Origin of the sequence: Ruegeria sp. HKCCA5839 (assembly GCF_013035585.1) — a bacterium.
Lineage (GTDB): Bacteria > Pseudomonadota > Alphaproteobacteria > Rhodobacterales > Rhodobacteraceae > Ruegeria.
This window is the reverse complement of the sequence record NZ_WQIE01000002.1, coordinates 641,310-656,905: the sequence shown is the minus strand read 5'-3', so window position 1 is coordinate 656,905 and position 15,596 is coordinate 641,310. Positions and strand designations below refer to the sequence as shown.

12 protein-coding genes are annotated in these 15,596 nt (G+C 58.9%); 8 read left to right on the top strand and 4 right to left on the bottom strand.

Annotation, left to right across the window (positions count from 1 at the left end):
- Window positions 1–43 precede the first annotated feature (43 nt).
- A complete protein-coding gene (locus GOV38_RS08780) occupies window positions 44–1,699 on the bottom strand; it encodes an NAD+ synthase (protein WP_171208933.1) in 1,656 nt (551 codons plus the stop codon).
- A gap of 156 nt (window positions 1,700–1,855) precedes the next feature.
- On the opposite strand from GOV38_RS08780, the gene GOV38_RS08775 reads away from it, so the two are divergent.
- Entirely contained in the window at window positions 1,856–3,322 is a 1,467-nt protein-coding gene (locus GOV38_RS08775; protein ID WP_171101068.1) for an MORN repeat-containing protein, read from the top strand.
- A 7-nt stretch (window positions 3,323–3,329) separates the two neighbouring features.
- Here the strand turns inward: GOV38_RS08775 and GOV38_RS08770 are convergent, their stop codons facing one another.
- Window positions 3,330–3,995 carry an SDR family NAD(P)-dependent oxidoreductase gene (locus GOV38_RS08770; protein WP_171208934.1) on the bottom strand — a complete coding sequence of 222 codons (666 nt, stop codon included), beginning with the start codon at window positions 3,993–3,995 and terminating at the stop codon, window positions 3,330–3,332.
- A gap of 285 nt (window positions 3,996–4,280) precedes the next feature.
- Here GOV38_RS08770 and GOV38_RS08765 point away from each other — a divergent pair, with 285 nt between their 5' ends.
- Window positions 4,281–5,855, top strand: coding sequence for a 2-isopropylmalate synthase (locus tag GOV38_RS08765; RefSeq protein WP_171208935.1), 1,575 nt, complete (start codon window positions 4,281–4,283; stop codon window positions 5,853–5,855).
- A 157-nt stretch (window positions 5,856–6,012) separates the two neighbouring features.
- Here the strand turns inward: GOV38_RS08765 and GOV38_RS08760 are convergent, their stop codons facing one another.
- Window positions 6,013–6,798, bottom strand: a complete 786-nt coding sequence (locus GOV38_RS08760) for a 23S rRNA (adenine(2030)-N(6))-methyltransferase RlmJ (protein ID WP_171208936.1) — start codon at window positions 6,796–6,798, stop codon at window positions 6,013–6,015.
- A gap of 156 nt (window positions 6,799–6,954) precedes the next feature.
- On the opposite strand from GOV38_RS08760, the gene GOV38_RS08755 reads away from it, so the two are divergent.
- Genes GOV38_RS08755 through GOV38_RS08730 form a run of 6 tightly spaced genes read left to right on the top strand, consistent with a single transcriptional unit; the run spans window position 6,955 to window position 13,518 of the window.
- A complete protein-coding gene (locus GOV38_RS08755; RefSeq protein WP_171101059.1) occupies window positions 6,955–8,001 on the top strand; it encodes a rod shape-determining protein in 1,047 nt (348 codons plus the stop codon).
- 56 nt (window positions 8,002–8,057) lie between these two features.
- The gene (mreC, locus tag GOV38_RS08750; RefSeq protein WP_171208937.1) at window positions 8,058–8,960 is read left to right on the top strand and encodes a rod shape-determining protein MreC; all 903 of its coding nucleotides are present in this window, start codon (window positions 8,058–8,060) and stop codon (window positions 8,958–8,960) included.
- Entirely contained in the window at window positions 8,953–9,489 is a 537-nt protein-coding gene (locus GOV38_RS08745; RefSeq protein ID WP_171208938.1) for a rod shape-determining protein MreD, read from the top strand. Before mreC ends, GOV38_RS08745 begins: the two co-directional genes overlap by 8 nt.
- Window positions 9,486–11,435, top strand: coding sequence for a penicillin-binding protein 2 (gene mrdA / locus GOV38_RS08740; protein WP_171208939.1), 1,950 nt, complete (start codon window positions 9,486–9,488; stop codon window positions 11,433–11,435). Before GOV38_RS08745 ends, mrdA begins: the two co-directional genes overlap by 4 nt.
- Entirely contained in the window at window positions 11,432–12,571 is a 1,140-nt protein-coding gene (gene rodA, locus GOV38_RS08735) for a rod shape-determining protein RodA (protein WP_171212984.1), read from the top strand. The genes mrdA and rodA overlap by 4 nt, the downstream gene beginning before the upstream one ends.
- A gap of 14 nt (window positions 12,572–12,585) precedes the next feature.
- Window positions 12,586–13,518 carry a glyoxylate/hydroxypyruvate reductase A gene (locus tag GOV38_RS08730; protein ID WP_171208940.1) on the top strand — a complete coding sequence of 311 codons (933 nt, stop codon included), beginning with the start codon at window positions 12,586–12,588 and terminating at the stop codon, window positions 13,516–13,518.
- On the opposite strand, the gene GOV38_RS08725 is transcribed toward GOV38_RS08730, so the two are convergent.
- Window positions 13,515–15,530 carry a M3 family metallopeptidase gene (locus GOV38_RS08725; protein WP_171208941.1) on the bottom strand — a complete coding sequence of 672 codons (2,016 nt, stop codon included), beginning with the start codon at window positions 15,528–15,530 and terminating at the stop codon, window positions 13,515–13,517. The two genes, GOV38_RS08730 and GOV38_RS08725, sit on opposite strands and share 4 nt — an antisense overlap.
- Between the last annotated feature and the right edge of the window lie 66 nt (window positions 15,531–15,596).

The following is a 15,596-nucleotide window of genomic DNA, read 5'->3' as shown; positions in this document are numbered from 1 at the left end:
AAGAGGTGAACGATCAACGAATTCTTACCGCTTTTACCGCGACTCAGCGGTCACGCCAGCGATTAACAATCGGGTATCTGCGGTCCAGCCAGAAGGCTCTGGGCGACAGTCGCGTCCCCGGTGCAGACTGAAAACGCTTGTATTCGCTGATATAGATCAGATGTTCGACCCGCCGCGCGACATCGGCATCAAATCCGGCGGCAACACAGTCGGCGATCGAGCCATCCTGATCCACCAATATGTCCAGTATACCGTCCAAAACCGGATAGTCAGGCAAGCTGTCGGAATCCTTTTGATCCTCACGCAGCTCGGCACTTGGCGGTTTGTCAATAATGGAGGGTCGAATTACTTCTCCGCCCGGTCCTTGCATCCAGTCACGATGGTTGGCGTTTCGCCAGCGGCAGGTCTCAAAAACCCGGGTCTTATAGAGGTCCTTGATCGGGTTATAGCCACCGTTCATGTCGCCATAGATCGTGGCATAGCCCACCGCAATCTCGGACTTGTTGCCTGTGGTCAGCAACATGTCGCCAAACTTGTTCGATATCGCCATCAGCAGCAGCCCGCGCAACCGCGACTGGATGTTCTCTTCGGTCAGATCCTCGTCACGCCCGACAAACAATGGCGCCAGTGTGTTTGTGATCGCCGCCCGCCCTTCGGAGATCGGCACAAAGTCGTATTGCACACCCAGCGCTTTGGCCAAGGCTTCGGCATCATCCAGCGACGACTGGCTGGTATATTCCGAAGGCAACATGACACAGCGCACATTCTCGGCCCCGATCGCGTCAACGGCGATTGTGGCAACCAGGGCCGAGTCGACCCCGCCCGACAACCCCAGAACCGCGGATTTGAACCCGGTCTTGCTCATATAGTCGCGCAACGACTCGACCATGGCGCGGTAATCCTGCTCCCACACATCGGGTTGCGGAACAATCTCGGCCGGAATAATGCACCAGCCTTCCTCGCCGCGCTCCAGATCGACATGGGTGATGGCGGTGTCAAAGACAGGCATCCGGAACGCCAATTCTCCACCCGGGTTCAGGCCAAAGGTTGCCCCGTCAAAGACCTGATCGTCTTGCCCGCCCACCATGTTCAGATAGATCAGCGGCAGATCGGTTTCGACAACGCGCGAAACCATGTGGTTCAACCGAATGTCGTATTTGTCGCGAAAATAGGGCGATCCATTGGGGATCAGCAGAAACTCAGCACCGGTCTCAACCAAAGTCTCGGATACATCTTCGTGCCAGCCATCCTCGCAAACCGGGCTGCCGATCCGGAAGTTGCCAACTGAATAAGGCCCGCCCAGCGGACCCGCATCATACAGGCGCACCTCATCAAATACCGTTTCATTTGGCAAATGGTGTTTCAGCACCTTGCTGGCGATCCGACCGCCTTTCAGGATGAGATAGGCGTTATACAGTTTCCCATCTTCCGCCCAGGGCCCACCGATTGCCAGGGCCGGACCATCGGCACAGGATGCCGCCAGATCCTCGACAGCGCGCATGGCGGCCAGATGAAAAGAGGGTTTGGCGATCAGATCCTGCGTATTGTAGCCGGTGATGAACATTTCGGGCAGCGCCACAAGGTTGGCCCCCGCGTCACGCCCCTTTTGCCAGGCATCCTTCGCTTGGGCAGCGTTACCATCAATATCGCCGACGCACGGGTTCAATTGCGCCAGTGTGATGCGGAAACGGTCGGCCATCGATGCCCTCTTATGTTCATCGTTTCCATCGCATTTAGCAGATCGGGCGGCGAGGAAAAGCCAAATGCTGCAAAAGCCGTTGCCCTGCGTTCAGCGGTGGCCTAGTTTTGCGCCAGTTGTGTGGGAACCTTAGAACAGGGCAAACCAGTTAGTACCATGAGTGTAATCCGTAATATCCTTGCTATCTCCGCCCTCAGCCTTTCGGCGCAGCTTGCCTCTGCGCAAGACGGGCAAATCATCACCAAGGATGACGAGGTTGGCGGTGTCTATGAAGGCACTTTCCAAAACGGCCTGCGGCATGGCACCGGAACGTATCGATTGCCCAGTGGGTTTGAATATACCGGTGAGTGGGTCGAAGGCGAGATTCAGGGCCAGGGCACGGCCCGCTATGCGGATGGGTCGATCTATGAAGGCACGTTTGTCAAAGGCCAACCCGAGGGTCTTGGCAAGATCACATTTGCCAATGGCGGCACCTATGAGGGCGAATGGCGCGACGGCGCGATCAACGGCAACGGCATCGCACAATACACCAACGGTATGCGCTATGAAGGCGGCTTTCGTGACGCTCAGCGCCACGGCGAAGGCGTTCTGACCGACCAGAAGGGTTATGTCTATGATGGGGGCTGGGTCGACGGGGTGAAAGAAGGGTTTGCCAAAATCACCTATGCCGATGGTGGCACTTATGAAGGCGACATGAAGGCCGGCCAGCGCCACGGCAAAGGCACGGTGACCGTACCCGACAGCATGACCTATACCGGTGATTGGCTGGAAGATCAGATCACAGGCACCGGCAAACAGGTGCTGTCCAATGGTGACGTGTACGAAGGCGAGCTGATCAACGGTCGCCGACACGGCAAAGGCAAGGAAACCTATGCCAATGGTACCGTTTATGAGGGCGATTTTGTTGACGACCTGCGCCATGGTCAGGGCACCCTGACCGGGGCGGATGGCTACAGCTATACTGGCGCCTGGGTGAATGGCCATATCGAAGGATTGGGTGAGATCACCTATCCTGATGGCGCGGTCTACACCGGGGATCTGCTCGACGATCTGCCCCATGGCAAAGGCCGGACCACATATCCCAATGGGACCTCTTATGATGGCGAATGGATTGCCGGAGTGTTCGAAGGCACGGGTACCGCGACTTATTCCAACGGCACTATCTACACCGGTCAGTTCAAGAACGCGCAATATCACGGTACCGGAAAACTGACCCATCCGAACGGTTATCAATACGAAGGCGACTGGGTGGAAGGTGTTCGCTCTGGGACGGGAAAAACCACATTCGCCGATGGCTCGGTCTATGAAGGTGACTTCAACAATGGCGAGCGGCACGGCAAAGGCACGCTCACCACGCCCAACGGTTTCAAATATGAAGGCGACTGGCGCGAGGGCGCGATCAACGGTATCGGCACGGCGACTTATGCCACCGGCGATGTCTATGTCGGCAGCTTTGTCGACAACAAACGTCAGGGTGACGGAACGATGACCTATGCCAATGGTGTGGTGGAATCCGGCACGTTCGAAAACGGTGTTTTTGTCGAAGGCTCTGGCACCACCGAGCCTGCAGCACAAGACGAGCCGACAGAGAGCCCCGCGGAAGACACAAGCTCGGACGGCTAAGCGTCTCTCACCACGGGATAGGCTTACCGGCCCAATCGAAAAACCCGCCGGACTGATCCGGTGTCAGGCTCTCGATTACACGCAACAGGTTTTCGGCAGCCTCTGCCGGTTCGACCGCTGGATGGCGGCCCAGGAATTTTTGCGTGAACTTGGTTTTGACCGTACCGGGGTGCAACGCCACACAAACACCTTTGGGATGGGTGCGTTTCAGCTCAATCGCTGCAGTGTGGACGATCTGGTTCACTGCCGCCTTGGCCGCGCGATAGCTGACCCAACCGCCCAGCCCATTATCTCCGATCGACCCGACTCGCGCCGACAGCACCGCAAACACCGAAGGCCGGTCACGCGGCAACAAACGGGTGGCGTGTTTCAAAACCAAAGCCGGTCCAACCGCATTCAGCGCAAACTGGTCCATCATGGCTTGCGCCGTGACTGCGCGCAGCGACTTTTCGGGCACGGCGCCATCGATCTCAAGCGCCCCCATTGCCACCAGCACCAGATCGAATGGGCCAGCGATGCGGTCCAGAATGGGCTCGGCCAAGTCGGGCCGGGTCAAATCCAAACCGTGTTCCGACCGCGACAACCGGGTAACCGCAACCCCTGAGGATTCAAGTCGGGTGCAGACCGCCTGCCCGATCCCGCCGCTGGCTCCTATGATCAATGCTGTGCTCATGTCCCTCAAGCTAGAGGCCCAACCACCAAGATCAACGCGGGCCATCGAATACCTGGCACCGACATCGGCATCATTTTCCCACTTTTCATTCCGACCCTTCGTTGTATAAGGTCGTCCTCATGATCGACCGCGCAGATATCACACTTGCCGACACCGCCCTTCGCGGTGCATCGCTGCGTGGCCTACTGATCCTAATCCGCCTCTGAGCGTGCCATCCGGCGCGCCCGCTCAGAGGAGGACGCCAGCGCGCCATAGGCTTTAGGACAGAAGAAGAAAGAGAATCCCATGACCAACGTGACCGACCAAGACCGCGTCTTGATCTTCGATACCACTTTGCGCGACGGCGAACAAAGCCCCGGCGCGACCATGACCCATGATGAAAAGCTGGAAATCGCCGAACTGCTGGATGACATGGGCGTCGATATCATCGAGGCTGGCTTCCCCATCGCCTCGGAAGGTGATTTCAAGGCCGTGTCCGAGATTGCAGAACGGTCCAAAAACAGCCGCATCTGCGGACTGGCTCGCGCCAATTTCGCCGATATTGACCGCTGCTGGGAGGCGGTGAAGCACGCCAAGAAGAACCGCATTCACACCTTTATCGGCACCTCGCCGCTGCACCGTGCGATCCCGAACCTGACCATGGATGAGATGGCCGACAAGATCCACGAAACGGTCAGCCATGCGCGCAACCTGTGTGAAAACGTCCAATGGTCGCCCATGGATGCAACCCGTACGGAATGGGATTACCTCTGCCGTGTGATCGAGATTGCGATCAAGGCGGGGGCGACCACGATCAATATTCCCGACACTGTGGGCTATACCGCTCCGGTGGAAAGTGCCGACCTGATCAAGCGCCTGATCGAGACTGTTCCGGGCGCTGATGAGGTGGTCTTTGCCACCCATTGCCACAATGACCTCGGCATGGCGACCGCGAATTCTCTGGCGGCCGTCGCGGGTGGAGCGCGTCAGATCGAATGCACGATCAATGGCCTGGGTGAGCGCGCAGGCAATACTGCGCTGGAAGAGGTGGTGATGGCCCTGCGTACGCGCAACGATATCATGCCGTGGCACACGGGTATCGACACCACCAAGATCATGCATATCTCACGCCGTGTGGCGACCGTGGCTGGCTTTCCGGTGCAGTTCAACAAAGCCATCGTCGGCAAGAACGCCTTTGCCCATGAAAGCGGTATCCACCAGGACGGGATGCTGAAAAACCGCGAGAATTTCGAGATCATGCGCCCCGAAGACATCGGTCTCTCAGGCACCTCGTTGCCCTTGGGCAAGCATTCGGGCCGCGCCGCGCTGCGCGACAAGCTGGAAACACTGGGTTATGAGGTCGGGGACAATCAGCTCAAGGACATCTTTGTGCGGTTCAAGGATCTGGCCGACCGCAAGAAAGAGGTCTTTGACGACGACCTGATCGCTCTGATGACGTTGGACGATGACGAGGCGAACGATCACCTCCACCTGGTGTCGATGAAAGTCACCTGTGGCACTGGGGGCCAAGCGGAATCAACCGTCGAACTGGAAGTGGATGGTAAGGATGTGATCGCTACCGAGCATGGTGACGGCCCCGTTGATGCGACCTTCAAGGCGGTGCGGGCGATCTATCCGAACAAAGCGCATCTGCAGCTCTATCAGGTGCACGCTGTCACCGAAGGCACAGATGCGCAAGCAACAGTGTCGGTACGTCTGGAAGAGGACGGCATGATCGCCACCGGACAATCGGCCAACACCGACACGGTGGTTGCCTCGGCCAAAGCCTATATCCACGCCCTGAACCGCCTGATCATGCGCCGCGAAAAAGCGGGCCCCGGGGCGGACACGCGCGAGATCAGCTACAAAGACCTGACCTGATCGCCGCTGGCTGGCAGGGCTCCCGCACCCGCGGCTGTCCGGCTACGCCGAACATCCTGGCGGCTTTGGGCCCGGCACCGCGCTTTCGCGCGGTGCCGGGCCCAACTCGTTTGACAGCATCTCTGATGCTGGCAAACGGGGCGGGAGCTTCTGTGGGTCACAATTTCTGAAACAACGTTGTCAGGCGCGCGGCTTCGTCTTCGATGCCAAAGGGTGCGTTCAGAAAGAACATACCAGACCCGACCATGCGGTGGCCTTCGCGCGCGGGAGGGAAGCGGACTTCATGACAGAATGCTTTCGGAAACCCTTGCGCCTTCAGTGCTGCAACCATTGGCTTATGCCGACCATCAGTCAAAACGGGATACCAAAGCGCGATGATACCCACATTCCATTTCCGGTGCAGTTTGGCGATCAGTTTGGGCAGACGCTCGTAATCCGCCTTCACCTCATAGCTTGGATCAATCAACATCATTCCGCGCCGAGGCGTCGGCGGTAGCAAGGACTGTGCAAGCTCAAACCCGTCCTGCGGATAGGTTTTTGCCCCGAATGCAGAGGTCGCAAGCTCCAAGGCCGCATATTCCCGCGGATGCAGCTCGGCAAAGTGCAGGCTGTCATGCTCCCGCAACACATGAGCCGCAATCAAAGGCGATCCAGGATAGGCCAAGGCCCCATGGCTCGCCTGCACGCGGCGCAATACATCCGACATCGGGTGACCAGGGCCAAACCACCCCTCGCGCTGCGCCCTCAGAATTCCGGCCTGCGCCTCACCTGTCCGAACCGCCTCTGCCGCATCCAACTGATACAATCCACGCCCCGAATGGGTCTCGACATAGCTGATTGGCTTGTCCTTTTGCGTCAGATACCGCAGCGTCCACGCCAATAATGCGTGCTTTTGTACATCAGCCAGATTTCCAGCGTGGTAAATATGTTGATATGAGAGCATTTTGCCTTCTAAAGTCCGTATCAATAAGGCGGAAAGGTGCTGATTGTCGCGGAATCAACCCTTTTACCGGGCGGGTTCGCACCCTATAAGGCATCCGTCCCGGAACCGTCGAGTCGCGGGCAGATTATAAGAACGTACAAGCAGGATCAGGGACATATGGGATTCTTTGGCAATCTGGGCGGTCTGTTTACAGCAGATATGGCCATCGACCTAGGGACAGCGAACACGCTGGTCTATGTCAAGGGACGCGGGGTCATCCTGTCGGAGCCCTCGGTGGTTGCCTATCACGTCAAAGACGGTGTCAAAAAGGTCCTGGCCGTTGGCGAAGATGCCAAGCTGATGCTGGGCCGCACACCCGGTTCAATCGAAGCTATCCGCCCGATGCGTGAAGGTGTCATCGCCGATTTCGACACCGCCGAAGAGATGATCAAGCACTTTATCCGCAAGGTGCACAAACGCTCGACCTTCTCGAAGCCCAAGATCATCGTCTGCGTCCCCCACGGGGCCACCCCGGTTGAAAAACGCGCGATCCGTCAATCCGTGCTGTCTGCCGGAGCACGCCGCGCCGGTCTGATTGCGGAACCGATTGCCGCTGCGATTGGCGCGGGCATGCCGATCACTGACCCGACCGGCAACATGGTCGTGGATATCGGCGGCGGTACCACTGAGGTTGCTGTTCTGTCACTGGGTGACATCGTCTATGCGCGCTCGGTGCGTGTGGGTGGTGACCGGATGGATGAGGCAATCATCTCGTATCTGCGCCGACAGCAGAACCTGCTGGTGGGTGAGTCCACTGCTGAGCGGATCAAAACCACCATCGGCACCGCACGGATGCCCGACGATGGCCGGGGCCAATCAATGCAGATCCGGGGTCGCGACCTGTTGAACGGTGTGCCCAAGGAAATCGAAATCAGTCAGGCGCAGGTGGCCGAGGCCCTTTCGGAACCTGTTCAGGCAATTTGCGAAGCGGTGATGACCGCTCTGGAAACCACTCCGCCAGATCTCGCCGCTGACATCGTTGACCGTGGCGTGATGCTGACAGGTGGCGGTGCTTTGCTGGGTGATCTGGATCTGGCACTGCGCGAACAGACCGGCTTGGCCGTGTCGATTGCCGATGAAAGCCTGAACTGCGTGGCCTTGGGCACCGGCAAGGCTTTGGAATACGAAAAACAACTGCGCCACGCGATTGACTACGAAAGCTAAGGCGCGCACCCTTCTTAGGGTAAAAGACGGATACGAGCAGCACGGGAAGGTAACCTGTGGCAAAGGACCGTTCACAGCGCGACGAATACACAACCCCTCTGCGCAGATTGCTTACGGGTCTTGTTGTGTTGTGCCTGCTGGGAATTTTCCTGATCTGGCGGATCGACAGCCCGCGGGTCGAGCGGTTTCGGGCTCAGGTTGTTGATGCCGTGGTCCCGTCGATGGAATGGGCCATGGTCCCGGTCACCGGGCTGGTCAATCTGTTCAGAGACTTCCAAAGCTACCAACGGCTCAGCGAACAAAACCGCGAACTGCGCAGTGAGCTGCGCCTGATGCGCGCCTGGAAAGAAGCCGCGCTGCAGTTGGAGCAGGAAAACGCGCGCCTGCTGGACCTCAACAATGTACGGCTTGACCCGCGCCTGACCTATGTCACGGGCGTTGTCATGGCTGATAGCGGATCCCCCTTCCGCCAGTCGGTTCTGCTGAATGTTGGTGAGCGCGATGGCATCGTCGATGGATGGGCAACGATGGACGGGATCGGTGTTGTCGGTCGGATTTCCGGCGTCGGACCGGATACGGCACGGGTTATCCTGCTGACTGATGCATCCAGCGCCATTCCGGCGACCATTCAACCCTCTGGGCAAACCGCGTTGGTGACCGGCGACAATACCTCAGCCCCGGTGATCGAATTTCTGGAGAACCGCGAACTGGTACGTCCCGGAGATCGCGTTGTGACCTCGGGCGATGGTGGCGTGTTCCCGGGTGGGTTGCTGATTGGTCAGATCACGGCTGATCCGGGTGGGCGATTGCGCGTGCGCCTGTCAGCCGATTTTGAACGGCTGGAATTCCTGCGTGTCCTTCGGTTTCAATCCGCCCCGGCGATCCGCGACCCGGGCGGGCTTGTTGGCCCGCAGCACCCCGAAGCCGCTCTGACACAGCCGGAGGCCGGCGATGGATAGACCGGTTTCACAGCTTTGGGGCAAACGCTGCCTTTATCTGGGCCTGGCATTGGCGATCATGTTCCTGCACCTGTTACCGCTGGATACGAAACCTGATCGAGGGCCGTTTCCCGATTTTTTGATCGCACTGACCTTTGCTTGGGTGATGCGCAGACCCGAATTTGTACCAATCGTCAGCGTCGCTGCAGTCATGCTGATGGCTGATCTTCTTCTCCAACGCCCGCCCGGCCTGCTGGCCGCTTTGGTTGTGCTTGGCACCGGTTATCTGCGCAACGCGGCACCGGGGATGCGAGATGCCGGGTTTCTTGCTGAGTGGAGTACAGTTGCGGCTGTGATCACTGCAATTTTTGTTCTGAACCGGATGATCCTTGCTATTCTGTCGGTGCAACAAGCTGCGTTAGGTCCTGTGGCGATACAAGTGATGCTGACAATCGCGATTTATCCGATCATCGTTCTGCTGAGCCAGAGCGCCTTTGGCGTACGCAGATTCTCGGCCGCGGATACGGGCGCGATAGGAGCACGGGGATGAAGCGGCCAACGCAGAAATCAGAAGGCCGCGCCTACAAACGCCTGCCGCGCCGTGCCCTGGTGCTGGGTGGGCTGCAAGCCATATTCATCGGCGGGCTGGCCGCGCGCATGCGGTACATGCAGGTGGATCAAGCCGACGAATACCGCCTGCTGGCCGAGGAAAACCGGATCAATATTCGCCTGATCCCACCAACCCGGGGCCGAATTTACGACCGCAACGGGCAGATCATCGGGCAGAACTCCCCCTCTTACCGCATTGTCATCGTGCGCGAAGATGCCGGTGATATCGACAAGGTCATCGCCAAGCTCTCGGAACTGATCCCGCTGACACAGGAAGAGATCGACCGCGCCAAGACCGAAATGCGCCGCTCGGCCCCGTTCCTGCCTGTGACACTGGCGGACCAGGTCACGTGGGAAGACATTTCGAAAGTGGCCGTGAACGCCCCGGCCCTGCCCGGCGTGATCCCCGAGGTCGGCTCGACTCGGCAATACCCGCGCTATGAGGATTTTGCTCATGTGGTGGGTTATGTTGGCCCGGTCAGCGACTATGACCTGAGCCAGATCGAAGATCCCGAACCGGTGTTGCGCATCCCGCGCTTTCAGATCGGCAAAGTGGGACTAGAGGCCAAACAGGAAGGATCGTTGCGCGGCAAAGCAGGTGCTAAGCGGGTCGAAGTCAACGCGACCGGGCGAGTGATGCGCGAGTTGGACCGGCAAGAGGGTATTGCAGGCGCCGATCTGCAACTTTCGGTCGATGCCGACCTGCAGCAATACGCACAGGCGCGGTTGGCGGGTGAAAGCGCCGCTGCGGTGGTAATCGATTGCGAAACCGGCGACATTCGGGCCATCAGCTCGGCCCCCAGCTTTGATCCGAACCTGTTTGTGCGCGGGATTTCGGTGGCAGACTACCGCGTACTGACCAACGACAAATATCGACCTCTGGCGAACAAAACCGTGCAAGGCACTTATCCGCCCGGCTCCACCTTCAAGATGATCACCGCGCTGGCGGCGCTAGAGGCGGGTGTTATTGCACCCTCCAGCACCGTTTACTGCCCGGGCCACCTGAAGGTTGGCAGCCGCCGCTTTCACTGCTGGAAACGCGGCGGTCACGGAACGGTTGATCTGGAAACCTCGCTGAAACGCAGTTGCGACGTCTACTACTACGACGTCGCCCTGCGTGTGGGTATCGACAAGATATCGGACATGGCCCGCACCTTCGGGTTGGGTGTGAAACATGACATCCCGATGTCGGCGGTGGCCGCTGGGCTGGCCCCCAATCAGGAATGGAAACAACGTGTCCATGGGCAGGACTGGCTGGTGGGCGACACCGCCAATGCCTCGATCGGCCAAGGCTTCATGCTGGCCTCGCCGCTGCAATTGGCGGTGATGACGGCGCGGATTGCCACCGGTCGCGCAGTGTCTCCGCGCCTGGTGCGGTCGGTCAACGGGGTCGAAGAACCGTCGGGCGCGGGCGAACCCCTGGCGGTGAACCGCAACAATCTGGAACAGGTTCGCCACGCGATGTGGACAGTTTCGAACGACCGACGCGGCACCGCCTATCGTAGCCGTATCATTGCTGATGATTTTCGTATGGCCGGTAAGACCGGTACCAGCCAGGTGCGAAACATCACCAAGGCCGAGCGCGCCGCAGGCGTGATCCGCAACGAAGACCTTCCATGGGAGCGCCGCGACCACGCGCTGTTTGTCAGCTTTGCACCCTACGACAAACCGAAATACGCCATTGCAGTTGTTGTCGAGCACGGTGGTGGTGGTTCAAAAGCCGCGGCCCCTGTTGCCCGCGACATCATGCTCCAAGCGCTCTATAACGGAACGCCCCCGCTCGAAGCCTATCCCGCCGCAGATCGCGAACGCATCAAAGAGCAGCAGATCCAGCTTGAGGGCGACCCCCGCCCCAAAGCGCGTCCTGACGCGAAGGACCGCGCATGAGCTATCTTGAAAGTACCGTCAAATCCACACCATCGGGATTTCGCAAAATCCTGTATCTGAACTGGCCCCTGACCCTGTTGCTGATCAGCGTTGCAAGTGCCGGTTTTCTGATGCTGTTCTCGGTCGCAGGCGGGTCATGGACCCCTTGGGCCGAACCTCAGATGGAGCGTTTCGGGCTTGGCCTGACAGTGATGTTCATCGTCGCCATGGTGCCCATCTGGTTCTGGTGCAACATGTCGGTACTGGCCTATCTGGGATCAATCGCACTGCTGGTCTTTGTGGAGCTGTTCGGCACGGTCGGCATGGGCGCGCAGCGCTGGATCGACCTGGGCTTCATGCGTCTGCAACCGTCCGAGTTGATGAAGGTTACGCTGGTGATGCTGTTGGCCGCCTATTACGATTGGCTTCCATCACAGAAAACCTCGCGCCCGATCTGGGTGATCATCCCGGTGCTTCTGATCCTGATCCCGACCTTCATGGTGCTGCGCCAACCTGATCTGGGCACGTCTATCCTGTTGCTTGCAGCTGGTGGGGGGCTGATGTTTCTGGCTGGCGTCCACTGGGCCTATTTCGCGGCGGTGATCGCGGCAGGCGTCGGGCTTATCGCAACCGTGTTCAACAGCCGAGGCACGGAATGGCAATTGCTCAAAGACTATCAGTTCCGGCGCATTGATACGTTTCTGGATCCGTCGACCGACCCTCTGGGCGCGGGCTATCATATCACCCAGTCAAAGATCGCCCTGGGATCAGGTGGATGGAACGGGCGCGGTTTCATGCAAGGCACCCAGTCGCGCCTGAACTTCCTGCCGGAAAAGCACACCGATTTTATCTTCACCACTTTGGCAGAAGAGTTCGGCTTTGTAGGCGGGATCACCTTGCTGGTCCTTTATGCGCTGATCCTGATCTTCTGCATGGTTACAGCGTTGTCGACAAAGGATCGCTTCTCGTCTCTGGTCACCCTTGGGATCGCGCTGAACTTCTTCCTGTTCTTCGCTGTCAACATGTCCATGGTGATGGGGCTGGCGCCGGTCGTAGGCGTCCCGCTGCCAATGGTCAGTTATGGTGGTTCGGCCATGCTGGTGCTAATGGCCGCCTTCGGCATCGTGCAGAGCGCACATATCCACCGACCTCGCTAACTCAGAGGCTTTAGATGACCGTCAACATCCTGTTTTCCGCGCGCCCAGCCTTATGGCCGGTCTATGAACCCCTGCTTCGTCAAAATCTGTCGGACGTAGGGCTGGAATTTCATCTGTCGACGGATATCCCGCCGGATCAGGTCGATTATGTCATTTATGCCCCCAATAGCGGATTGGGCGATTTCACACCGTACACGCGGCTCAAGGCTGTACTCAGCCTGTGGGCCGGAGTGGAATGCATTGCTGACAATGAAACCCTGACCGTACCACTGGCCCGCATGGTCGATCACGGATTGACCCAGGGCATGACCGAATGGGTCGTTGGCCATGTGCTGCGCTATCATCTCGGGATGGACCAGCACATCACAACGCAGGATGGCACATGGGAGCCAGACCCACCGCCGCTGGCCTCAGAACGGACGGTCGGCATTTTGGGGCTGGGCACATTGGGCACCGCGTCGGCCTGCGCCTTGAACAGCCTGGGCTTTGACGTCATCGGCTGGAGCCGCTCGGCCAAAGAGATCGCAGGGATCACATGTTTGCACGGGCCTGAAGGCTTACGAGAAACTCTTTCGCAAGCAGAAATCCTGGTTCTGCTGCTGCCCGACACAGCTGCAACTGAGAATACGTTAAACACTCAGACCCTTGCGCTGATGCCCAAAGGTGCCAATATCATCAATCCGGGGCGCGGCCCTTTGATCGATGATGAGGCGCTGTTGGCCGCGTTGAATGCAGGCCAGATCGGACACGCGACGCTAGATGTCTTCCGTGTCGAGCCCCTGCCCACCGATCACACCTTTTGGGCGCACCCCAATGTGACGGTCACGCCTCATATCGCATCCGAGACCCGGCCGCCGACAGCGGCTCAGGTCATTGTTGAAAATATCCGGCGTGGTGAGGCGGGAGAGCCCTTGCTGCACCTCGTAGACCGCACTCTGGGCTATTAGGCCGCGATCAGACCCCGGCCTTTCAGCAAAGCCTCAACGCCCGGCAAACGCCCACGGAAGGCTAGGTACAAATCCTCGGCTTCGCGCGAGCCACCGGTTGACAGGATATTGTCCTCCAGAGCCTTTGCCCGTTCAGCATCAAACGCGCCACCTGCTTCCTCAAAGGCTGCGAAAGCATCCGCATCCATCACCTCGGACCACATGTAGGAATAATAGCCCGAGCTATAGCCATCGCCCGCAAAAACATGGGCAAAATGCGGTGTGGCGTGCCGCATCCCGATTGCGTGTGGCATACCCAATTCGGCCAGCACCTCGGCCTGTTTTACCATCGGATCCGCCGGAGCAGCGCCATCGTGGAAGGCCAGATCAACAAGGGCCGAGGCGACGTATTCGACGGTCTGGAACCCCTGATCGAAATTGGCCGCGTTCAACACCTTCTCCAGCATCTCTTGCGGCATGGGTTCGCCTGTTTCCGCATGTGTCGCGTATTCGGCCAGAACTTCCGGTACTTCCAGCCAATGCTCATAAAGCTGGCTTGGCAGCTCAACAAAGTCCCGCGCCACAGAGGTACCGGAGATGCTTTCATAGGTTACGTTCGACAACATCTGGTGCAAAGCGTGGCCGAACTCGTGAAACAAAGTGCGGGCGTCATCATAAGACAGTAAAGCCGGATCACCTTTGGCAAAGTTGCAGACGTTGATCACGACCGGCGCCTGCACCTTCGGGAATTTCGCCTGCGCCCGCATCGCGCTGCACCACGCGCCCGACCGTTTTGAGCCCCGCGCAAAATAATCCCCGATGAACACGGCCACATGCTGGCCATTGCGGGTCACCTCCCACGCGCGGCAATCGGGGTGATAGAGCGGCACATCCAAGGGGGCAAATTCCAGCCCGAACAAGCGGTTCGCACAGGCAAATGACGCCTCGATCATGCGATCCAGCTGCAAATAGGGCTTCAAAGCCGCCTCATCCAAATCATGCTCGGCCTTGCGGCGTTTTTCGGCGTAGTAGCGCCAGTCCCACGCCTCGAGCGGGCCGTTGACACCGTCGTCCTGCATCATCTCGGTCAGAACCTCGGCATCCGCATCGGCCTGGGCCTTGGCCGGCTCCCACACCTGCATCAACAGATCCCGCACACGGTCCGGTGTGCGTGCCATCTCGGTTTCAAGTTTGTAGCCGGCAAAGCTGTCATAGCCCAAAAGCTGGGCGCGTTCCTGGCGCAGTGTCAGGATCTCAGCAGCGATTTCGCGATTGTCCGTCTCTCCGCCATTGGCCCCGCGGGCCGTCCAGGCCCGATAAGCCTTTTCCCGCAGGTCGCGGCGGGGTGAGAATTGCAAAAACGGCACGATGATCGAGCGCGACAGGGTCACCACCGGCCCGTCTGCATCCTTTTCCTTGCCCGCCGCGCGCGCGGCATCGACGACGAATTCGGGCAGGCCTTCCAGGTCCCCCTCGCTCAGGCCCATGTACCAATCACGCTCATCGGCCAGCAGGTTCTGGGTGAAGCTTGTCCCCAATGTGGCCAGACGCGACTTGATCTCTTGCATCCTTGCATCCGCATCGCCTTGCAGCGCCGCTCCTGCCCGCACAAATCCCCGATGGGACAGCATCAGCACACGGGACTGTTCTTCGGTCAAATCCAAACCGTCACGCCTGTCCCACAGGTCTGCGACACGGCTGAACAGCGCCTTGTTCGACGAAATCCCCGCAAAATGCGCCGCCAGCTTGGGTGAAAACGCGCGCTGGAGCTCTTCACGTTTCGGGTTGCTGTCAGCCCCGGCCACTGTGAAGAACACCGACAAGACCTTGTTCAGATCTTCACCCGCTGCCTCCAAGGCCTCAACCGTGTTGGCAAAACTCGGCGCCTCGGTATTCGTGGCAATCGCATCAATCTCGGCATTATGCGCCGCCAGCGCCTGATCCAATGCGGGCGCAAAATCATCGTCTGAAATCTGCACAAAAGGTGCAAGTTCGAACGGGGTGGTCCAATCAGACAGGATCGAGTTGGTCATTGATATCTCCTTTGCCAGTCAAGCTAGGGAGGGCGGGCGCGATGGTCCAGTGGTTGAGCTTGGAAA